Origin of the sequence: Stenotrophomonas sp. PFBMAA-4 (assembly GCF_030053215.1) — a bacterium.
GTDB lineage: Bacteria > Pseudomonadota > Gammaproteobacteria > Xanthomonadales > Xanthomonadaceae > Stenotrophomonas.
This window is the reverse complement of record NZ_JASGBW010000037.1, coordinates 26844-47997: the sequence shown is the minus strand read 5'-3', so window position 1 is coordinate 47997 and position 21154 is coordinate 26844. Positions and strand designations below refer to the sequence as shown.

The 21154-nt window shown below is 66.5% G+C and carries 19 protein-coding genes, 1 tRNA gene and 1 pseudogene; 14 read left to right on the top strand and 7 right to left on the bottom strand.

Annotated elements, in window-relative coordinates; all coding sequences use genetic code 11:
• Positions 1–400 (top strand): annotated as a pseudogene (locus QMZ26_RS18785) (SPOR domain-containing protein); the annotation flags it as partial.
• A gap of 40 nt (positions 401–440) precedes the next feature.
• Positions 441–516, top strand: a tRNA-Thr gene (locus QMZ26_RS18780).
• Between the two features lie 69 nt (positions 517–585).
• Here the strand turns inward: QMZ26_RS18780 and QMZ26_RS18775 are convergent.
• Complete coding sequence (locus QMZ26_RS18775; RefSeq protein ID WP_108758381.1) at positions 586–1287, bottom strand: NYN domain-containing protein; 702 nt, start codon at positions 1285–1287, stop codon at positions 586–588.
• Positions 1288–1514: 227 nt separating this feature from the next.
• On the opposite strand from QMZ26_RS18775, the gene QMZ26_RS18770 reads away from it, so the two are divergent.
• Both QMZ26_RS18770 and QMZ26_RS18765 read left to right on the top strand, forming a co-directional pair.
• Positions 1515–2774: a PAAR domain-containing protein gene (locus tag QMZ26_RS18770; RefSeq protein WP_283222330.1), complete on the top strand. Its 1260-nt coding sequence runs from the start codon at positions 1515–1517 to the stop codon at positions 2772–2774.
• Positions 2771–3259: a hypothetical protein gene (locus tag QMZ26_RS18765; protein ID WP_283222329.1), complete on the top strand. Its 489-nt coding sequence runs from the start codon at positions 2771–2773 to the stop codon at positions 3257–3259. Before QMZ26_RS18770 ends, QMZ26_RS18765 begins: the two co-directional genes overlap by 4 nt.
• Here QMZ26_RS18765 and QMZ26_RS18760 read toward each other — a convergent pair.
• A complete protein-coding gene (locus QMZ26_RS18760; RefSeq protein WP_283222328.1) occupies positions 3245–3649 on the bottom strand; it encodes a hypothetical protein in 405 nt (134 codons plus the stop codon). The genes QMZ26_RS18765 and QMZ26_RS18760 overlap by 15 nt on opposite strands.
• A gap of 502 nt (positions 3650–4151) precedes the next feature.
• Positions 4152–5087, bottom strand: coding sequence for a hypothetical protein (locus QMZ26_RS18755; protein ID WP_283222327.1), 936 nt, complete (start codon positions 5085–5087; stop codon positions 4152–4154).
• A gap of 165 nt (positions 5088–5252) precedes the next feature.
• Between QMZ26_RS18755 and QMZ26_RS18750 the strand changes: the two genes are divergently transcribed.
• From QMZ26_RS18750 to QMZ26_RS18735, 4 genes are all read left to right on the top strand, one after another.
• Positions 5253–6017 (top strand): DUF3011 domain-containing protein, encoded by a 765-nt coding sequence (locus QMZ26_RS18750; RefSeq protein WP_283222326.1) that lies wholly within the window; start codon positions 5253–5255, stop codon positions 6015–6017.
• An 85-nt stretch (positions 6018–6102) separates the two neighbouring features.
• Positions 6103–7023 carry an arginase gene (rocF, locus tag QMZ26_RS18745; protein WP_079224915.1) on the top strand — a complete coding sequence of 307 codons (921 nt, stop codon included), beginning with the start codon at positions 6103–6105 and terminating at the stop codon, positions 7021–7023.
• Positions 7024–7174: 151 nt separating this feature from the next.
• On the top strand, positions 7175–7312 hold the full coding sequence (locus QMZ26_RS18740) for an entericidin A/B family lipoprotein (protein ID WP_079224917.1): 138 nt from the start codon (positions 7175–7177) through the stop codon (positions 7310–7312).
• A 194-nt stretch (positions 7313–7506) separates the two neighbouring features.
• The gene (locus QMZ26_RS18735; RefSeq protein WP_079224919.1) at positions 7507–7728 is read left to right on the top strand and encodes a CsbD family protein; all 222 of its coding nucleotides are present in this window, start codon (positions 7507–7509) and stop codon (positions 7726–7728) included.
• An 81-nt stretch (positions 7729–7809) separates the two neighbouring features.
• Here QMZ26_RS18735 and QMZ26_RS18730 read toward each other — a convergent pair whose 3' ends face one another.
• Positions 7810–8619, bottom strand: coding sequence for a hypothetical protein (locus tag QMZ26_RS18730; RefSeq protein ID WP_283222325.1), 810 nt, complete (start codon positions 8617–8619; stop codon positions 7810–7812).
• A 109-nt stretch (positions 8620–8728) separates the two neighbouring features.
• Between QMZ26_RS18730 and QMZ26_RS18725 the strand changes: the two genes are divergently transcribed.
• The 4 genes from QMZ26_RS18725 to QMZ26_RS18710 all read left to right on the top strand — a co-directional run bounded on the left by QMZ26_RS18725 (position 8729) and on the right by QMZ26_RS18710 (position 13314).
• Positions 8729–10021 (top strand): tryptophan--tRNA ligase, encoded by a 1293-nt coding sequence (locus QMZ26_RS18725; protein WP_283222324.1) that lies wholly within the window; start codon positions 8729–8731, stop codon positions 10019–10021.
• A gap of 124 nt (positions 10022–10145) precedes the next feature.
• Entirely contained in the window at positions 10146–10442 is a 297-nt protein-coding gene (locus tag QMZ26_RS18720) for a hypothetical protein (protein ID WP_200751719.1), read from the top strand.
• A 205-nt stretch (positions 10443–10647) separates the two neighbouring features.
• Positions 10648–11580 (top strand): MBL fold metallo-hydrolase, encoded by a 933-nt coding sequence (locus tag QMZ26_RS18715; RefSeq protein WP_200733080.1) that lies wholly within the window; start codon positions 10648–10650, stop codon positions 11578–11580.
• Between the two features lie 81 nt (positions 11581–11661).
• Complete coding sequence (locus QMZ26_RS18710; protein ID WP_283222332.1) at positions 11662–13314, top strand: M28 family metallopeptidase; 1653 nt, start codon at positions 11662–11664, stop codon at positions 13312–13314.
• Positions 13315–13482: 168 nt separating this feature from the next.
• Here the strand turns inward: QMZ26_RS18710 and QMZ26_RS18705 are convergent, their stop codons facing one another.
• Both QMZ26_RS18705 and QMZ26_RS18700 read right to left on the bottom strand, forming a co-directional pair.
• Positions 13483–13818, bottom strand: coding sequence for a hypothetical protein (locus QMZ26_RS18705; RefSeq protein WP_283222331.1), 336 nt, complete (start codon positions 13816–13818; stop codon positions 13483–13485).
• Positions 13819–13849: 31 nt separating this feature from the next.
• The gene (locus QMZ26_RS18700) at positions 13850–15184 is read right to left on the bottom strand and encodes an MFS transporter (protein WP_200733079.1); all 1335 of its coding nucleotides are present in this window, start codon (positions 15182–15184) and stop codon (positions 13850–13852) included.
• 312 nt (positions 15185–15496) lie between these two features.
• On the opposite strand from QMZ26_RS18700, the gene yedA reads away from it, so the two are divergent.
• Together yedA and rarD are read left to right on the top strand one after the other, a co-directional pair.
• Positions 15497–16402: a drug/metabolite exporter YedA gene (yedA, locus tag QMZ26_RS18695; protein WP_200733078.1), complete on the top strand. Its 906-nt coding sequence runs from the start codon at positions 15497–15499 to the stop codon at positions 16400–16402.
• Complete coding sequence (rarD, locus tag QMZ26_RS18690; RefSeq protein ID WP_283222323.1) at positions 16399–17298, top strand: EamA family transporter RarD; 900 nt, start codon at positions 16399–16401, stop codon at positions 17296–17298. The genes yedA and rarD overlap by 4 nt, the downstream gene beginning before the upstream one ends.
• A 116-nt stretch (positions 17299–17414) precedes the next feature.
• On the opposite strand, the gene QMZ26_RS18685 is transcribed toward rarD, so the two are convergent.
• A complete protein-coding gene (locus QMZ26_RS18685; RefSeq protein WP_108758399.1) occupies positions 17415–20240 on the bottom strand; it encodes a TonB-dependent receptor in 2826 nt (941 codons plus the stop codon).
• Positions 20241–21154 lie beyond the last annotated feature (914 nt).

The following is a 21154-nucleotide window of genomic DNA, read 5'->3' as shown; positions in this document are numbered from 1 at the left end:
CCGCGCCGGCAGCCTGCTGGCCCCGGCGCGCCTGCGCGAACAGCCCGCCGCCAGCGGCAGCACCCGCTACCGCGTGCTGCTGCCAGCCGCCGCCAGCCGCGAGGAGGCGCAGGCCACGGTCAAGCGCATCGTCGCCGCCGGTCTCAGCGATTACTACATCATCAGCCAGGGCGAAGAGAGCAACGCCATCGCCCTGGGCCAGTACCGCAACCGCGAGGGCGCCGAGCGCCGCATTGCCGCCGTGAAGGCCGCCGGCTTCCAGCCGCGTCTGGTGGCCAGCGGCGACGCCGGCCAGTGGTGGCTGGAAGGGCAGCTGGCCGCCGGCAGCGAACCGGCGCAGGCGCAGCAGCGCAGTGGTGCCGCACAGCAGCGGTCGCTGGAATGCACGCGACTGCGCTAGAATCGCCCCACCGCGGCACTGCCGCCGGTGAAGCACCCATGCCGCTTTAGCTCAGTTGGTAGAGCAACTGTCTTGTAAACAGTAGGTCATCCGTTCGATTCGGATAAGCGGCACCAGATCATGGCCGGCCATGGCGCAGAACGTGGCCCTTGGCCCCTGTGAGCATGCCGTGCGCGCTCGTATGGCTACCAGTGTTCAGGCTTTCGGATGGGCTTCCTTCCCGTTTGTACGCGCAGTGGCAGCAGGGCGCGTTTCAGTTCGTCGTCCAAGAGGTGCGTTCTTGTCCAGTCCGCCCTCCCATCGAGAGACGAACTCACTGACCTCCCTGCGGGGCCACCGCCATCCGGAGGGTGTCTTGGCGTCACTACGCCCAGTCGTATGTGAGGAAAGTCCTCTCGAATCGCCCTGAGCACCGGCTCAACGTCGCTGTCATTTGAACAAATAACCATCTGCGCATATCTCCCGGATGCTGCATCCCGATACATCGCCAAGGCGATGTTCACATCCGTCTGCTTCTCCTCAATTTTCCACACCCGTATGCGTTGCTTGCGGTCATAAGGGCCGTCTGGGTTGAAGACTGGAAGCAGTGTTCCCTTTCTCTCCATGCTGTGCCTGCCCAATGTCTTGAGGAATCGATCAGGGTGGAGATGTTCATGCGCGCGCAGGTAGCACGCTTGTGCCGCAACTGAAGCGCCGCCATGAGTAGCAAAGCGCCCCAATGCCATTGCTGTGAAATAGTGCACGTGCGCTAGTTCATTCGTCGGGTTCTGATCGTGGAGCAGGATCTCGAATAGCCTCACGACATCAATCCATTTGAAGCACGTGTTTCTGATGCGGCCGTAGTAGAGGTTGTAGCCGTCCACGTAGACCGCTGTCGTGATCGCCATATTTGCTTCCTGCAAATGTGAAAAAACCGCCTTTCGGCGGTTTTTTCGTCCTGAGCCGTTGAGTCAACCGAATGACGCGGCAAAGGAGGAGTGGTGCGGCCATTTTATATCGGTGCGCGCGTGCCAGTGCAAGGCAGATGCCGACATTCAAAACCCCGCCCACGGCAGCCCAGCCCCTCGCCGCCCCCAGCCGCCTATTCAGTTGAGGCCGCCAGATTCGTCGCATCATGGGCCACGGTCTGCAACGGATGACGGACATGGCACGAAACTGGATTGTGATGGGGGACGTTACCTCCAGCGGCGGTCGGGTGATCACCGCCTCGGGTGACACCGATGTTGCCGGCAAGGGCGTCGCGCGTATCGGGGACAAGGCAACCTGCCCAAGTCTGCATAAAGGCGTCTTCGCGATTGTCGAAGGCGATGCCACGCTGATGGTCGATGGCCAGCCGGTTGCCTTGCATGGCAGCGCGCTTGCCTGCGGCTGCCGGGTGCTGTCCAGCCAGCAGTCCGTGGTGCATGTCACCGGCGGTGGCGGTGGCGGTGGCGGCGCGGCCGCGGGCGGTGCAGGCGGAAGCTCGGGTGCCGCAGGCAAGGTGGCCGCCATCGTGGGCGCCGTGGCGCCGCTCGCCAGCAAGGTGCTGCCTGCGTACGACCAGGCGGTCCGCTTCGTCGGCTCGCAGGGGACACCGTTGGCGAATGTGCCGTACACGCTGCACCTGGCCGATGGCCAGTCCATCAACGGCACCACCAATGAACAGGGCGAAACGGCACGCGTGTCATCCGGCCAGAGCCAGCCCATCGCGCGTGCCGAGCTGCATCCGCCCGAGCAGCCGACCGGCTGCTGCGCACGTACGTCGCCGGCCAGCGCCGACGCCAAGGAGGTCTTCGAGCTTGATGGGGTGATGACCACCTCCGACGAAATGGGCACCTCGGTTGTGCCGGTGAGTGCGCCGGGCCATGAGCGCAGTCTGACCCCGGGCGAGATCGAGATGGCACGGCTGGTGTTCGGCGATGCAGTCGACTACAGCAGCGTAAAGGTCCACAACCACGGCTATTGGCTGTTTTTCGGCTTCCAGGACAAGAACACCGCTGTCACCCCGAACGGCGAAATGTACTTCCCCAAGGGCATCTACCTCGATGACTTCTCCGCCGACAGCATCGGTAACCAGCAGTTCTTCATCCACGAGATGACGCATGTCTGGCAGTACCAGCTCGGCTACAACGTCAAGCTCGTGCGCGGGCCGAGGCCGGGCATGAGCTATGACTACGTACTGGACGAAACGCGCCTGTTCCACGACTACAACATGGAGGCGCAGGGTGACATGCTGGCCGACTACTTCCTCGTCACCTTCCGTGGCTCACAGTCGCGCATGAACAACACCCGATATCGCGCGGTGGCCGGCATCGGCACACAGCTGGAACACACGCTTTCCCAGTTCCTTGCCGACCGCAGCAGCAAGGACAACCTGCCGAGGACAACCCGATGATGCAACTGCGAGTGCCGGTCGCGCTGCTGGGCCTGCTGCTGCCGATGATGGCCAGCTGTTCGTCGCCCGCCGGGCGCTACCAGCAGGCGACCATCCAGGACCGTGGCGGTGTGCCCTGTTTCGGCGTGCCCGATACCCGCGAAACGCGCGCCAACGCGCCGCTCATCACCGGTGTTTCGGTGATGGAAGTCGGCACGGGCGGCGCGCCGATCTGGGAACGTGACTTCCTGCAGTCTGGGTCTGCCGAACCGCCGCTGCCGCCGGGGCAGTGTCTGCCCTACGGGGAAGGCGGACCGCCCGCGCCCGCGCTGCAGAGCGGCAAGCGCTACCAGGTGGAACTCTGGGGGCGCACACCGGGCACGCCGGGCAACAAGGACGAGGCGGAGTCCCGCTGGTTCAATGGCCGCTTCTGCATGGTGGACGTGGCTGGAAAGGTGGTGACCAGGGCCGGTGAGTCGGAGTGCGCCGCCTCACCCCGGCCGTGACTGCAACGCCACATATTCGGCCAGCCCCCGGCAGGCCAGCATGAGTCCTTCGCGCGCGCCGTCGCCGATATCGTCCTTTTCCTCGCCATCCACGCGCACGCGCTCGTTGGCGTGATACAGCTCCAGCAGCGCGACCAACCCGGCGGCGCTGCGGTCCCGGCGTGCATTGTCGACGGCCTGGCCGGGCGTGCGGGTCGGCAACGGCCAGGGCTGTCCATCCGCGGCATCGCCGGCGGCAATGTTCAGCAGGCAGTTGCGCAGGGTGATGGTGCAGGGCACTTCATTTGCGGCAGCGAAGGCGTCCTCCAGTGGCTGGGCCAGATCGGGCGGCAGCTGCGTGGCGGCGTCGCCCAGGGTGGCGGTCAGGTACGGGTGGCGGGATTTGGACATGCGGGCATCCTCGGCAGTAATGGAGATGCCACCGGCTGAGGGTGGCGGACGATGCGTGGCTTCCAAAACCGGGAATGATGAGCCGGCGGGCACAAGGCCCCCACGCACCGCCCGCCATACAGCCGCAGACGGATTGCCAGCCGACGCCGCCACATACAGGCGACGTCGGCTGACAAGCGCAAACTTGCTTCATCACAACACGGGTTTGGAAGTCCCGGCCACCCGATGCGGGTGGCAATTCATCTTGGGCACGCAAAGTCGTGACGCGCCAATCAATTGTTCGGATGAATCCGCTGTTTCCGAAAGGAAAAATGAATTATCGCGATTGGCCTGTTTTTCCGGATCAAATGGCAAAAGCGACAACGTGCGCGAGCGTGTTCGAGGTGTGCTGACGCAATCAACTACATCGCAACGCTTGAAGCCACGCCCCACGTGCACTGCAAAGCTGGCTTAACAGCAGCACCAGGCCATGCACACCCTCAGTGCTGTGCCAAGCACAGCGCTACCGCTGCCCGGTATCGCCCGGCACCAGATGCGCCCACGGGAACACGTTCTTCTCGAAATGGCTGACGTAGCCGCCCATGCCCGCCTGGATGACCATGAACTGCAACCCCGGCCGCAGGGCCTGAAGCGTCTGCAACTGCGCCACGCTGAGCGCACTGTTGCGCAGGCGGAAGGTATGCACCGCCGCGAACGCGTCACTGGCGAACAGCCGTTCGTAGGCGGCAAACGGTGTCACCGCATTGGCCTGCCGCGCATCGGCCCAGGTGAACTGCAGTTCGGTGGATTCGCTGAAATCCAGCAGGCCCAGTGCCGGCAGGTTGCGCGATGCGGCCAGGTGCTCGATGAAGTGCTGGGTGTCGTAGCCGCCGCCAATCTGCAGCACGTTCAGGTGGCGCAGTGGCACGTCGAAGAAGCGGGCATCCGGCGCGTTGGGCACCACCAGTTCGGTCAGGTGCGGGGCACGGCTGGCGAAGCGGGCGATCTCGCCCGCCTCTTCCATGATCGAGCCTGCGCGCTGGATCAGCGAGGTGTTGTGGTGCTCCGGCGATGTGGGGCTGATGACCAGCGAGCGCAGGCGCGGGAACTGCACGTTGCTGTCCAACAGGGTGGTGAACGCCCATTCGCGGCTGCCGTTGGCACCTTCATCCCCGCCGGTGAAGCGCAGCGACATGACCGCAGCGGCCACGCCTGGATCAGACAGACAGGCCAGCGTCCATTCGAACGGTTCGTCCCACGGGTTGCCGAAAAATTCCACGTGCAGGCCGCCGTACAACGGTGCCACGGTCAGCCGCGTCTGCAGCGCCAGCCACAACGGCCCGGCCGGGTCGTCGATGTCCAGCGCGTACTCGATGGCGGTGTCCAGGCTGAAGGCGTGGATGCGCTGCTGCAGCGCCAGCAGGATCTGCTGGGCGGGGGCGAAGCTGGAGGTGGCCATGCGGGTGGTCCGGTCGTCCTTGGGGTGCCCGGATGATAGCGCCGGCCCGTGACGCACCGGCCCCGCGATGGCCGATCGAGGTCTTGATATTCCTCACGGACCGGCGCGCCCCTCCCGACGCATACTGTCGCCATCCGCCCATCCGGGCCGCCTTGGGAATCCATCATGCGTCGCCACGCTGTTTCCCTTACCGCTGCACTGTTGTGCGCCGCCTTCGCGGCCCCGGCCATGGCCGCCGTGCCGTTCTTCAACGCAAGCTGCCCCGGTGGCCTGGATGTGCACGCCGACGAGGGCGGCCCGGTCTACGTGCAGGGGCGGGAGGCGGCGCTGAAGCGCTTCAACGACCGCTATTTCGAAGCGCGTGATGCGCAGAGCGGCGTGACCCTGTCGATCACCCGCGGTGACGACGGCACGCCGCAGATCAGCTACACCGGCCGTGGCGGCGCCAACGGCATCTGCCAGGTCAGCGGCAGCGGTGCACCGGCCGCGACAGAGCGGCACGACCGCCACCACCACGATGACGATGAGGGTGCGGCGCTGCCGAGTGAGGTCACCTGCGAATCCACTGACCAGCGCCAGGTGTCGTGCGGGATGGACACGCGCGGCAACGTGGAAGTTGCCCGCCAGATCAGCCGCACGCGCTGCGAGCAGGGCCAGAACTGGGGCCTGTCGCGGCACTCGGTGTGGGTGAATGGCGGCTGCCGCGCGGTGTTCCGCAACACCTCGCGCGCCGCGTACAGCGCACCCAGCGGTGGCAACGCGCTGGGGGCCTGCAACACGCGCAAGGGCGCACAGGGCACGCTGGTGACGCAGGTGCCGGTGGGCAGCGATTACCAGGAACTGATCATCGATTACCCCGATGGCCGCTTCCTGTGCATGCTGCGCAACAGCGGCGAGGTGCAGAGCGTGACGCCGGTGCGGCACCGCTGATTGCCGTTGCCCTGCTGCACCGCCGCGAGTGGTGTCACATGCCTCTGGCTAGACTGTGCTTCTTTTTCGCCTGCAGGAGGCACCCATGGCCCATCCCATTTCCGTAACCCTCATCGGCGTGCCCACCGACGTGGGCGCGGGCCATCGCGGTGCACGGCTTGGCCCGGAAGCCCTGCGCGTGGCTGGCCTGCCGGAGGCGCTGGAGGCGCGCGGCGTGGACGTGCGCGACTTGGGCAACCTGGACGGCCCGCGCAACCCGTGGACCACGCCGGTGCAGGGCTACCGCCACCTGGACGAGGTGGTGGCCTGGAACCGCGCGCTGATGGACGCCAGCTACGCTGAACTGCAGGCCGGGCGCATGCCGATCATGCTGGGCGGCGACCATTGCCTGGGCATCGGTTCGATTACTGCCGTGGCCCGCTGGTGCCGCGAACAGGGCAAGACCCTGCGCGTGCTGTGGCTGGATGCACATTCGGATTTCAACACCAGCGATGTCACCCCGTCGGGCAACATCCACGGCATGCCGGTGGCCTGCCTGTGCGGGCTCGGCCCGGACGCGCTGACCCAGCTGGGCGGCAGCAGCCCGGCCATCACCCCGGCGCAGATGCACCAGATCGGCATCCGCTCGGTGGACCCGGACGAGAAGCGCCTGATCAAGACCCACAAGGTCGATGTGTACGACATGCGCTACATCGACGAGAACGGCATGAAGCGCACCGTGGAAGCGGCACTGGCCGGCATCGACGAGAACACCCACCTGCACGTCAGCTTCGATGTGGATTTCCTCGACCCGAGCATTGCCCCGGGCGTGGGCACCACGGTGCCGGGCGGGGTGAACTACCGGGAGGCGCAGCTGGTGATGGAGATGATTGCCGACAGCGGCCGCATGGGTTCGTTGGACATCGTTGAACTGAACCCGCTGCTGGACAAGCAGAACGCGACCGCCGAGCTGGCCGTGGACCTGGTGGAAAGCCTGTTCGGCAAGTCCACGCTGATGCGCGACTGAGCGTCAGCGGCCTGCACCTGAACGGCCTGGAAGCCTGTTCACACTCGCTGCACGCGGCAGACGCCAGATTGCACTTCACGCAAGGCCACTCCACTGCGGGAATGGCCAAGCGCGATGAAAACCATGTAGTGGCGAACCCCAGGAGAAGACCATGAAGCGTGTAGTTGCCCTGATGCTGTTGTCGATGTTCTCGGTGGCCATGCTGGCTGGCTGCAACACCGTTGCCGGCGCCGGCAAGGATGTGCAGAAGGCAGGCCAGTCGGTTGAGGATGCCGCCAAGGGCAACTGAGCCCGGGGTGGTGCCCAATGAAAGAGGCCGGGACATTGTCCCGGCCTTTTTTGTGCGCGCTTTCCAGGGTGCAGGCGGAGTGAACCATTCAAGCAGGTGAGCACGCTTTTCATTGCGGGTTGACCGCTGGCCAACAGCCGATGCGCGAAGCTGGAACCACGGTAAGAACGCCGTTGCAACCAAGGGTTCCAGCAATGAACAAAGACATCATTTCCGGCAAGTGGTCGCAGCTCAAGGGCAAGGCACAGGCCAAGTGGGGCGATCTGACCAACGACGATTTCGATGTGGCCGAAGGCAACGCCGAGTATCTGGCCGGCCGTCTGCAGGAACGCTATGGCTGGGCCAAGGACCGCGCGGAGAAGGAAGTGCACGAGTTCTCCGACAGCGTCCGCAAGGATTATCCGGACTTCAAGTAAAGGTCCGTCGCGCTTCCCCCACAGCGCGCCCCCACAGCCCGGCGCCCGTACCGTGATGGTGCGGGCGTCGTGCTGTCTGCCTCAGCGCGAGGGCGGGTCGGGCACGTAACGGTTGGGGAAGGCCTGCGGCTCGCGCGGCAGGCGCGAGGGCGCATCCAGCACGATGCCGCGTGCGCGCAGGTTGCGTGCGCTGTCGTAGCGCAGTTCGCTCACGTAGGACGGATCGCGGCTGGCGCGGTCGAAGGTGGTGTCGCGCACCTGCGAGGTCTCGCGGTCGCCGTGGCCGGTGCCCAGTGCCGGTGCCTGCGACTTGGCCGCGTAGCCTTCGGCACGGCTGGCACGGGCGCTGCTGTCGGCGGCTGCGGAGGCTTCAGCCATGGGTGCGGGCGACGCCGGCCGGCGCAGGATGGGGCGCGGCTCCGGCCGCCACTGGGTGCGCTCGTTGAACACCGCGATACCGATCACGCCCACGTTGTCCGGCCGCCCGGTGCGGCTGGCATAGCTGTTGCCAGGGCTGCTGAACACGAACTGGGCCACCTCGTCCTGGCTCTTGCGCCAGCCGGTGATGTCCGCGCGCTGGCCGGGGTTGAGCACGTAGCCGGTCTGGGAGGGGTTGGCCTCCTCGCCGGAAATGGCATTGATGCCATCCACCGACAACACCACCAGCACCCGGCGCGGGCTGTCGTTGTACAGGCGCACCGCATAGCGATGGCCACGATCGCCGGCCACCCAGCGCTGGCCGTCGGCCGGATAGCTGCGCAGTTCGGTGCCGCGGTCGCGGTCGACCAGGGTCATGCGGACCGGGCCGTCCTGGGCGACCGGCGGCGGCAGCGGGGCCGGGCGGAAGCCGGCCAGGGGCAGGATCAGCAGCAGGGGCAGCAGGCGTTTCATCGGGCGTCTCCAGCGGGGTTGGGTGAACAAACGCGCCGCAGGCCCTGACGGGGTTGGTCACGGGCGCGGTAAACTGGCCCCGTTCATCGAAGGTTACCCCCACGCAGTCATGACGACCCGAGTCCTTACCGGTATCACCCCCTCCGGCACGCCCCACCTGGGCAACTACGTTGGCGCCATCCGTCCGGCCATTGCCGCCAGCCGCGCCCCGGACATCGAGAGCTTCTTCTTCCTGGCCGACCTGCACAGCCTGATCAAATCGCAGGACCCGCAGCGCACCCAGCGCGCGACCCTGGAGATCGCCGCCAGCTGGCTGGCCTGTGGCCTGGACCCGGAACACGTGTGGTTCTACCGTCAGAGCGACATCCGCGAGACCACCGAGCTGATGTGGTTCCTCACCGCCATCGCCAGCAAGGGCACCCTCAACCGCGCGCATGCCTACAAGGCGGCGGTGGACAAGAACCGCGAAGAGGGCGTGGATGAAGATGCAGGCGTCAGCGCCGGCCTGTTCATGTACCCGGTGCTGATGGCCGCCGACATCCTCATCTTCAAGGCCAACCAGGTGCCGGTGGGCCGCGACCAGATCCAGCACATCGAGATGGCGCGCGATTTCGCCCAGCGCTTCAACCACGTTTACGGCAAGGAATACTTCCCGCTGCCGGACGTAGTGATCGACGAGCAGGTGGCGACGCTGGCCGGCCTGGACGGCCGCAAGATGAGCAAGAGCTACCACAACACCATTCCGCTGTTCGTGCCGCGCGAGGAGCTGAAGAAGCTGGTGTTCTCGATCCTCACCGATTCGCGCGCACCGGGCGAGCCGAAGGACACCGAGGGCTCGGCGCTGTTCCAGATGTACCAGGCCTTCGCCACCCCGGAACAGACCGCTGAATTTGCCAAGGCCTTTGCCGCCGGCATCAGCTGGGGCGATGCCAAGCAGCAGCTGTTCGAGCGCATCGATGGCGAGCTGTCGCCGCTGCGCGAGCGCTACAACGCGCTGATGGCCGAGCCGGAAAAGATCGAAGCGCTGCTCAAGCGCCGTGGCCAGCAGCTGCGCGAGCAGCTGGCGGCACCGCTGCTGGAAGAGCTGCGCCATGCGGTGGGCCTGCGTGACCTGTCCAGCGCCGGCGACATCGCCAGCGAGGACGCCGGCGTGGCCCGCGTGGCCCCGCCGCTGTTCAAGCAGTACCGCGAAAAGGACGGCCGCTTCTACTTCAAGCTGACCGCCGGTGACGGCACGCTGCTGATCCAGAGCGAAGGCTTCGATTCGCCGCGCGATGCCGGCCAACTGATCGCCGTGATCAAGCAGGCCGAGCAGGGCGACCAGCTGCAGAGCGAGCTGTTCAAGCTGGAAGCCGAAGTGGATGCCGTGCTGCACGCGCTGGCAGCGCTGCGCGCCGAATGACGGGTAGTGCCGGCCGCTGGCCGGCAACCGCACGGGACATGCCGGCCAGCGGCCGGCGCTACCACGCCTCACCACCCATGGCATGATGGCCGCGCGCCCCCGGCGCGATGACATGGAGTCTGCGATGGCCTGGTTGTCGCTGCTGCTGTTCCTGCCCTGGTTCCTGCTGCTGGGCAGCCTGTACTGGCTGTTCCCGCGCCAGCCGCGCACCGCGCGGCGGCGCCTGTTCGATACCACCACCCTGGCGCTGGCCTTCGCCCTGAGCATCGGCTCGATGCTGTGGGGCTATCACATCGGCCGCGTGCAGCCCGGTGCCGGACCCATCTGGCCGCAGGTGCTGGCCGTGCTGTATGCCTACGGCGCGTTCCTGGCGGTGCTGGTGCTGGCGTTGCTGCTGCGGCCACGCTGGCTGCAAAGGTAGAGTCGACCGTTGGTCGACTGCTCTCCTGTCGGGCATCGCCAAATTCCGCGCTGCGCGCGAAGTCGACTGACAGTCGACTCTACCCGCCGCCGACCCGTCCACAACCGGCCGGCGGCCGGCACTACCCGACCAAAGCCGCATCGAACCGGGCCCGCGCTGGCGCCTACCATGGGGGTCTGTTCCTGATCCTGCCAGGTGCGTGCCGATGACCGCCGATCCCAGCATCCACACCATCGATACCGGCTTCCAGCGTCCCGATTTCGACGCCGCCTACCTCATTGTCGAAAACGGCCGTGCGGCCTTCGTCGACTGCGGCACCGGCCTGTCCGTGCCGGCCATGCTGCAGGCGCTGGCTGATGCGGGGCTGGGCGTGGAGGCAGTGGACTGGCTGCTGCTGACCCACGTGCATCTGGACCATGCCGGTGGTGCGGGCCTGCTGATGCAGCAGCTGCCCAATGCAAAGGCCGTGCTGCACCCGCGCGGTGCGCCGCACATGATCGACCCGACCCGGCTGATTGCCGGTGCCACCGCCGTCTATGGTGCCGAGGAAATCGCCCGCAGCTACGGCCGCATCGAAGCGATTGCCGAGGCCCGCGTGGTGGTGGCCGAAGATGGCCACCGCATCGACCTGGCGGGCCGCGAGCTGTTGCTGCTGCACACCCCCGGCCACGCGCAGCACCACTACTGCGTGTGGGATGCACGCAGCCGCAGCTGGTTCACCGGCGATACGTTCGGCATTTCCTACCGCGAGCTGGACAGCGCGCAGGGCGCCTTCATCTTCCCCACCTCCTCGCCGGTGCAGTTCGACCCGGAGGCGATGAAGGCCTCGATCCAGCGCATGCTGGGCTACGGCCCGCAGGCGATGTACCTGACCCACTACGGCCGCGTGCAGCAGGTCGAAAAGCTGGCCGGCGACCTGTTCGAGCAGATCGATGCGATGGCGGCGATCGGCCGCCAGTGCGATGGCCGCGCCGACCGCCACCGTTGCCTGCTGGCCGCGCTGCAGGCGCTGTACCTGGAACGCGCGCAGCAGCACGGCTGCGCACTGGACCAGGCGGCGGTGGCCGAGGTGCTGGCGATGGACATCGAGCTCAACGCGCAGGGCCTGGCGTGCTGGCTGGACCGCGCACGCCGCTGACCGGCACGGCTGCGCCGTGGTGTCACGACCACGTTACACTCTGGTGACTCCCCTTCCTGCCGTGGTATTGCCGTGAATCCGATGCGCGTGTTGCTGCTGTCGTCCTGCCTCTTCGTCGGGGGCCTGGCCCATGCGGCCAACGACCTGCCCGGCGGCGGCATCGATCCGCAGGCACTGTCGCGCCACGTGCGGGTGCTGGCCTCGGACGAGTTCGAGGGCCGCGCACCGGCCAGCGCAGGCGAAGAACGCACCGTGCAGTACCTGATCGAGCAGTTCCGCAGCTACGGCCTGCAGCCCGGTGGCACCGATGGCAGCTGGGTGCAGCCGGTGCCGCTGGTGCGTGCGCAGCTGGATGGCCCGGCCAAGGCCAGCCTGCAGCTGAAGAAGGGCAAGCGCACGCTGGCCAACGGCGTGGACGTGACGCTGCAGAGCCTGCAGCCGCGCAAGCGCGTGCAGATCAACAACGCGCCGCTGGTGTTCGTCGGCTACGGCATCGATGCACCCGAGCGCCAGTGGAACGATTACAAGGACGTGGACCTGCACGGCAAGATCGCCGTGGTGCTGATCAACGACGCTGATTTCGAAGCCGATGCACCGGGCGCGTTCGACGGCAAGGCAGTGACCTACTACGGCCGCTGGACCTACAAGTTCGAGGAAGCCGCACGCCGCGGTGCCGAGGGCGTGCTGATCGTGCACGAGACCGCACCGGCCGCCTACGGCTGGGCCACGGTGAAGAGCTCGGGCACCTCGCCGCTGTTCGACATCGAACGCGGCCAGGCCGAAGCGATGGCCCAGCACACGCCGCTGCGTGGCTGGATGCAGCGCGAACTGGCCGAGGCGATCTTCGCCGACGCGGGCCTGGATTTCGACGCCGAGAAGCGCAAGGCCATGCAGGCCGATTTCCGCCCGGTGGTGCTGGACAACGCGAAGCTGAGCGTGGATTTCGCACTGAAGCGCGAGCAGGTGGTGACCCGCAACGTGGTGGCCAAGCTGCCCGGTGGCGAGCATGGCGATGAGGCCGTGATCTTCTCGGCGCACTGGGATGCCTTCGGTATCGGCCAGCCCGATGCCAAGGGTGACCGCATCCGCCACGGTGCCATCGACAACGCCACCGGCGTGGCCACCGTGCTGGAACTGGGCCGTGTGTTCGCGGCCGGCCCGCAGCCGCAGCGCAGCCTGTACTTCGTGGCCCTGACCGCGGAGGAGAAGGGCCTGCTGGGTGCGAGCTACTACGCCGCGCACCCGCTGGCGCCGCTGGAAAAGACCGCCGCCGTGCTCAACATCGAAATGTTCAGCCCGGACGGTGCGACGCGTGACATCGCCTCGTGGGGCAAGGGCCGGGTGTCGCTGGAAGGCGACCTGGAACGCGTGGCCAAGGCCCGTGGCCGCAGCTACAGCCCCGACCCGAACCTGGAAGCGGGCTTCTTCTACCGCGCCGACCACTTCGCCTTCGCCCGCCTGGGCGTGCCGGCCATCACCATCGGCCCGGGCCTGGACAAGCTGGACGGCGGCGTCGAGGCCGGCCGCGCGCTGCGCGAGAAGTACTTCGCCGACTGCTACCACCAGGCCTGCGATGCCTGGACCCCGAGCTGGGACCCGGCCGGCCACGCCGCCGACACCCTGCTGGTCTACGACCTGGGCGTCGAACTGGCCAACAGCCGCCGCTGGCCGCAGTGGGAGAAGGCGTCGGAATTCCACGGTGCCCGTGAGAAGAGCGACGCCGCCCGCCGTTGAGGGTAGTGCCGGCCGCTGGCCGGCAATCCGGTGCGACGACGGAGGTAGAGTCGACCGTTGGTCGACTACGCGCGCAGCGCGGGATTCTTGGCAGCCTGATCGAAGAGCAGTCGACTAACAGTCGACTCTACCGGTCGCCGGTCGCCCGTTGCCGGCCAGCGGCCGGCACTACCGGCGGCGGCGCAGCAGCCTCCACGCGCCCCAGCCGCTGGCAGCAAGCGCGGCCAGATAGCACGCCACCATCGTGCGCATGCCCATCGGGTGCAGTTGCCCGCCGCGCGGGTGGGTACTCATCGCCAGGGAGCTGTGGCCGTTGCCCAGGTCCACCGCCAGCTGCAGCGCCAGTGCGGCACAGAACACCAGCAATGCCACCCCGAAGCCGATACGCGGCCACGCGGCCTGCGCACTGGGGCGGCGCAGCAGCCAGGCCACTGCCGTGGCTGCAGCCAGCACCACCGCCATCCACATCAGCGGCGACGCCGGAGACGCAGCAGCCACCGGCATTGCACCGGTGGCCGCCATCAACACAGCGCCCTTACTTGCGGGTGCCGTCGAGCCAGTTCGGGCCCTTGTTGGTGAGGAAGAAGACATAGACCACCAACGATACCGCGATCGTGGCGGTGACGTAGATGGCGAACCAGTCGACGTGGCCGGTCTTCAGCGCGCCCTGGTACAGCAGCGGCGCGGTACCACCGAACAGCGAGTTGGCCAGCGCATAGCCCAGGCCCACGCCCAGTGCACGGATGTGGGTGGGGAACAGTTCGGCCTTCACCACCGCGTTGATGGAGGTGTAGCCGGTGAGGATGACAAAGCCCAGCGCCAGGGTGAGGAAGGCGAGGGTGGCATCGTGCTGGTGCGGCAGCTGGGTGATCAGGTACCAGCTGTACAGCACGCCGCCCACGCCGAAGAACACCAGCAGGCTCTTGCGGCCGATGATGTCCGACAGCCAGCCACCGACCGGCTGCAGCACCATCAGGAACGTCAGCACGCCCAGGTTGACCAGGGTGGCGGTCATCGGATCATCCGCGGCGAAGGCGCTCTGGATCATCTTCGGGCCGTTCACCGAGTAGGTGTAGAAGGCAATGGTGCCGCCGGCGGTGATCAGGAAGCACAGCAGCAGCGGGCGCCACTGGTGCACGAACAGCTCGTACATCGAGCCGGACTTCTTCGCCTTGCCTTCGCGCGCGGCCTCGATCGACGATTCTTCCATCGTCTCGTCCATGCCACGGCGCAGCCAGAACACCACGACCGCGGCGATGCCGCCGATGCCGAAGGCGATGCGCCAGCCGAACTCGGAGATTTCCGGCTTGCCCCAGAAATTCAGCATCAGGAACAGCGTGAGCTGCGCCAGCACGTGGCCACCGACCAGGGTGACGTAGTGGAACGAGGACAGGAAGCCACGGCGGCCGGGAATGGCAGCCTCGGACATGTAGGTGGCGCTGGCGCCGTACTCGCCGCCGGTGGCGAAGCCCTGCAGCAGGCGCGCGAACAGCAGGATGATCGCCGCCCAGATGCCGATGCTGGCCGCCGTGGGCGTGATGGCGATGAGGAAGGAGCAGACGGCCATCAGGGTGACCGACACGGTGAGCGCCAGGCGACGGCCGTGGCGGTCGGCGAAGCGGCCAAAGAACCAGGCGCCGATCGGGCGCATCAGGAAGGTGGCGGCGAAGATCGCCCACACGTACATCGTGGAGTTCTTGTCTTCGGGCGAGAAGAACTGCGATTCGAAGTACACGGCGAACACCGAGTACACGTAGACGTCATACCACTCCACCAGGTTGCCGGCGGAGCCTTTGAGGGTATTGGAGATCGAGCGGCGCAGCGCGGCGCCGTCGGTGCTGGGGACAGCAGGTTGGGACGTGGTGCTCATCTGGGTGAGGATCCTCGATGCGGTGCTTCCATGCGGGAAAGATCGGTGCCAGGGGCGCGCGTGGGCGCTGCCAGCCAGCCTCCTAGGTACTGCATCCCACGTCAACGCCGGGTGCCGGAGGGGCGGGCAGGGCATGGGGACCGCACAGGGTGACAGCGGCGCGCAGGGGGGACCATAGCTAGATCGTCGTACGCGGTGTCGCATGTTGCGCGTTCAGCCGCGCCGCACAAGGCCCGCGCGCCTGCCGGAAGCAGGGTTATTTCCACCGGCCGAACCTTCTAGAATCCGTTTTCCCCTGCCTGCTGGTGTGTCATGTCGGCTTCCCCTGTTCCTTCTGCGGCTGCCCCCCGGGGTGGCCTTGTCGCGCTGGCGCTGCTGCTGGTCTACGTGGTCTGGGGCTCGACCTACCTGGGCATCGCCAAGGCCCTGCACGGTGGCGCGCTGCCGCTCACGATGGTGTCCGGCAGCCGCTTCATCATTGCCGGCGGCCTGATGTACCTGGCCCTGCGCCTGTTCTGGAAGATGCCGCGGCCGACCCTGCGGCAGTGGCGCAACCTGGTCATCATGGGCGTGACCATGCTGGTGCTGGGCAACGGCATGGTGGTGCTGGCAGAGCGCGAGGTCTCCTCGGGCCTGGCGGCCACGGCGGTGGCCTCGGTACCGCTGTGGATGGCGCTGTTCTCGGCGCTGCGCGGCCAGCACGCCAGCCGTGGTGAATGGCTGGGAATCGCGGTGGGCTTCATCGGCGTGGTCTGGCTCAACGCCGGCAGCAGCCTGACCGCCTCGCCGACCGGGCTGGTGCTGCTGCTGATCGCACCGGTCGGCTGGGCCTTCGGCTCGGTGTGGGCGCGCGGGCTGGACCTGCCCGGCCCGTTCATGACCGCCGCCGGGCAGATGATCTGCGGCGGCGTGCTGCTGGTGCTGATCGGCCTGGCGGTGGGCGAGCGCCCGACCACGCTGCCCGATACCAGCGGCCTGCTGGCGATGGCTTACCTGTGTGTCTTTGGTTCCATCGTGGCCTTCACCGCTTACGTCTGGCTGCTGCACAACGTGCGCCCGGCGCTGGCCGGCAGCTATGCGTACGTGAACCCGGTGATTGCGGTGCTGCTGGGTGCGGCACTGAACGGTGAGCATTTCGGCTGGCGCGACTTCCTGGCCATGGCGGTGATCCTGCTGGGCGTGGTGGTGCTGACCATGGCGCGGACCTGGAAGAAATGAGCATGGACGAACAAGAACAACGCCGCGGGTTGCTGGTTACCGCTTCGACCTTCGTGTTGTGGGGGCTGGTGCCGGTGTACTGGCATCTGCTCAACGAGGTGCCGTCGTTCCAGATCATCGCCCACCGCATCATCTGGTCAACGGTGCTGGTGGTGGCGTGGCTGCTGCTGAGTGCGCGCCTGGGCTGGTGGCGGAAGATCGCCGCGCAGCCACGCGCGCTGCCGATCCTGGCGGTATCCAGCCTGACCATCGCTTTCAACTGGGGCCTGTACATCTGGGCGGTCAACGCCGGGCACGTGATTGAAACCAGCCTGGGCTACTTCATCAATCCGCTGGTGAACGTGCTGCTGGGCGTGCTGGTGCTGAAGGAACGCCTGCGCCGCCTGCAGTGGGTGGCGGTGGCGATGGCCGCCGTGGGCGTGGCCTGGCTGACCATCGATGCCGGCACGCCGCCGTGGATCGCGCTGGGGCTGGCCTGCTCGTTCGGCCTGTACGGCCTGCTGCGCAAGCTGGTGTCGGTGGATCCGGTGGCCGGGCTGGGCGTGGAAAGCCTGTACCTGTTCCTGCCGGCGCTGGCGTTTGCGGTGTGGGCCGAGAACGGCCATGGCGGCGCGTTCTTCCATGGTTGGGGCTGGCGCAACGACCTGCTGCTGGTCTTCGGTGGCGTGGTCACCGCCGTGCCGCTGATCGGCTTCGCCTACGGGGTGAAGCGCATTCCGCTGTCGCTGGTCGGCATCCTGCAGTACATCGCGCCGAGCCTGCAGCTGCTGCTGGGCGTGTTCTTCTTCCACGAGGCATTCGACACCGGCAAGGCGATTGGCTTTGCGGTGATCTGGGCCGGGCTGGTGCTGTTTGTCGGCGAGAACGTGCGCGCGATGCGGGCGGCGAAGCGGTAATCGCGAAGGGATCCAACCCCGGTTCCGGCAAAAAAGAACGGCGCCCCGAGGGGCGCCGTTCTGCTTCCATCTCCGGCCAGGAGAGAGTTGGCCGGAACGGGAACGCGGGTGCAGGCTTAGAAGCGCTGCTGGTACTTCATGTACATGAAACGACCGATGTCGAAGCCGCCGTAGTAGACGAAGCTGCTGTTCGGCTGGCTGTACATGACCGGACCCTGGTGGTCGAACACGTTGTTCAGGCCCAGCGAAACGGTGCCATCCCACGGCAGGCTGTAACGCACCTGCAGGTCGTGGAAGGTGTTCGAGCCCACCTTGTTGGTCGGCGAGGCATCGGTGTAGGCCGAGCTGAAGCCCGGGATGTTGCACTCGTCCATGTAGGAGCACTTCTCCTTCATGCTGGAGTAGTAGCGCGCGGTCCAACCGATGCCCAGGTTGCCGTACTGCCAGTCCAGGTTGAAGGTCGAGCGCACGCGGAAGTTGCCACCCCAGCTGGTCAGCTGCTCCACCGGCGTGGTGGCGGCGTTGTCGTTACGCTGCTCCAGGTAGTCGGTGTAGGTGGTGTTCCAGGTGACGGCGAACTTGCCGAACGCGGTTTCCGGCAGGCGGTAGCGTGCGCTGATGTCATAGCCGGCGGTTTCGCGGTAGCCGGCGTTGACCAGCGAGCGGTCCAGCCCGTTGACCTGGCCGTTGCTGCCGCGGGTGAAGCGGCCGCAGGCGGCATCCGAACCCTGCACGTAGCACTGTTCCAGGATGCTGGTGGCCGACTCGCCGACGATGGCGTTGTCAATGCGGATCTTCCACCAGTCCAGGCTGACGTCCAGGCCCTGCACGAAGTCCGGGCTGTAGACCAGGCCCACGGTCCAGGTCTTGGCGGTTTCCGGCTTCAGGTCCGGGTTGGAACCCGAGCTGAAATCGGTGGTGGCCTGTTGGCCCGGCTTGCTGGCGACGGTGCCGTCGCTGTTGAGCTGGCGGAAGTTGGCCGGCACGTTCAGGGCCTTGCAGCGTGCAGCAACCGCAGCGCTGGTGGCGGCGGTGCCGAACGAGGTGTCGCACGGATCGGTGAACGAGTCACGGCTGCTGACGGTGCCGCCGTACAGATCGTCCACGGTGGGCGCACGGAAGCCGGTGCCGTAGGTGGCGCGCACCAGCAGGCTGTCGATCGGCTTCCACTTCACGCCGAACTTGCTGTTGGTGGTGGAGCCGAAGTTGTTGTAATCCGAGTAGCGACCGGCCACGTCCAGCGACAGCTCACGGGCGAAGGCCATGTCGGCCAGCAGCGGCACCTGCAGTTCCAGGTAGACCTCGTTGAGCGAGTAGTCGCCCTGGGTCGGCTTGCCGCTGGTGCCGGCGATCTGGCCGTTCTGCACCATCAGGTCCGGGGTGTAGCGTGCTTCTTCGGTGCGGTGCTCGAAGCCCATCGCGGTCAGCACGTCGCCAGCCGGCAGGGTGAACAGCGAGCCGGAGATGTTGGCACTGGCCACCTTGGTGGTGGTCTGGCTCTTGTCCACGAAGCGGGCGAACAGGTAGTCCTGCACGTCCTGGTTGCTCAGCGAGCCCGGGCCGGTGTAGCCCATCGGCGCAGCCGGGTTCCACGGCACGCAGCCGGCGATGATCGCATCGGTGGTACCGCAGTAGGCCACGCCATCCTTGATGAAGGACGGGCCGACGGCCTGGTTCACGTTCGGCTGGAACATGCTGCCCGTGCCGATGCGCTCGCCTTCATTGCGGTTGTAGGTGTAGTTGACGTTCCAGTCCCAGTAGCGCGAGCCGGTCTCGAAGCTGCCTTCCAGGCCCAGGCTGCCGCGCTTGGTTTCCAGGTTGTTCTCGGTGCCGCGCAGCAGTTCTTCGGTGCGGTGCGAGAACAGCACGTCCTGGCCCCACAGGTTGAACGCGCTGTCCTTGGACAGGGCGGCACGGGCGCCGCTGCGGGCCTGTGCGGCGGTGACCGAGTACGGGTAGCCGGCCAGGTGCTTGCTCGATTCGCGCTTGCTGTACAGCGCGTCGGCGACGATGCGCAGGTTGTCGTTGACCGAGAAGCCGCCGTTGGCGAACACCGAAGTGCGCTCCAGGCCGGTCAGCAGGCTCATGTTGGTCTTGGTGTTGGCACCATCGGCCGGGTTCAGCGTGTGGAAGTTGGCTGCATCGGTCGGGTCGCCGCCCGGGCCGACCGTCACCGGCTTGCCGCCGACGGTGACGCTGCCCCACGGCGTGGTGCCGTTGAGGCCGTCGTTCGGGTGGCGCGGGCCGTTGACGTAGCGGCTGAACTCGCGCGCGCCGCCCATCACTTCGTCTTCCTTGGTGCGCTCGGCACCGACGCTGAACCAGCCGCGGTCGAAGGTCTTGCCGAAGGTGGCGCTGTAGGAGCGCTTCTGGCCGTCGCCTTCACCGTACTGGCCGACGTAGACGCTGGCTTCGCCACCGTCGAAGTTCTTGCGGGTGATGATGTTGACCACACCGGCGATGGCGTCCGAGCCGTACAGCGCCGAGGCACCGTCGGTCAGCACTTCCACGCGCTCGACGATGGCCGAGGGGATCGAGGCCAGGTCGGAGTAACCGCCGGCGCTGACGCCCATGCGGCGGCCGTCGATCAGCACCAGGCTGCGTTCCGGGCCCAGGTCGCGCAGGCTGACATACATGCCACCAAAGTCGCGCGAGGAGGTCAGCGAGGACGCGCGGCTCATGCTCGGCGAGCCGGCAGCGGTCACGTCCTGCAGGATGTCGGCGACGTTGACGTAGCCCTTCTTCTCGATGTCGGCGCGGTTGAGCGCGACCACCGGCTGGGCGGTCTCGACACTGGCCTGGCGGATGCGCGAGCCGGTGATTTCGATGCGGTCGAGGTTGGTGGTGTTGTCGCCCGCATCCTGTGCGAAGGCGGGGGTGGTGCAGCTGGCAGCCAGCGCGATGACGATCGCGTTGCGCAGCGGGGTGGTCTTCAGGGACATCCGTGAAATCTCGTGTTTCAGAAAAAAACATGCGCCCGTTCTGTGGGCGCGTGGGGTACTGCAAACCAACGTGGGGGGCGGGATTCTAGAGTGTTTTCATTCGTAACTGTTTGTCCCTGCGTGTTTCATCGCGTTGAAGATGAATCGCAACCAACAATCCACAGGACGGCTGTGCGCAGTGTCACGCGCGCGCTGTTTTCGATGCGCAGAGGCACCGATAACGGCCGCAATCGCATGATCTGTAATGCGCGGAGTGTGCGGACGTTCATCCACGCATGGCGTGGATCTACTGGAAGGCGGACACCCGCGCGATCGACAGGCGCGCCGGTAGATCCACGCCATGCGTGGACAAGGCACCAGTAGATCCACGCCATGCGTGGATGAAGCACCAGTAGATCCACGCCATGCGTGGATGAAGCACCGGTAGATCCACGCCATGCGTGGACAAGGCACCAGTAGATCCACGCCATGCGTGGATGAAGCACCGGTAGATCCACGCCATGCGTGGATGAAGCACCGGTAGATCCACGCCATGCGTGGATGAAGCACCGGTAGATCCACGCCATGCGTGGATGAAGCACCGGTAGATCCACGCCATGCGTGGATGAAGCACCGGTAGATCCACGCCATGCGTGGATGACGCACCGGTAGATCCACGCGATGCGTGGACAGGGCACCAGTAGATCCACGCCATGCGTGGATAGGGCACCAGTAGATCCACGCCATGCGTGGACAGGGCACCAGTAGATCCACGCCATGCGTGGACAAGGCACCAGTAGATCCACGCCATGCGTGGACAAGGCACCAGTAGATCCACGCCATGCGTGGATGAAGCACCGGTAGATCCACGCCATGCGTGGATGACGCCCAACAAAAAAGGGCGAAGCCTTCGCTTCGCCCTTCCACATCCATCA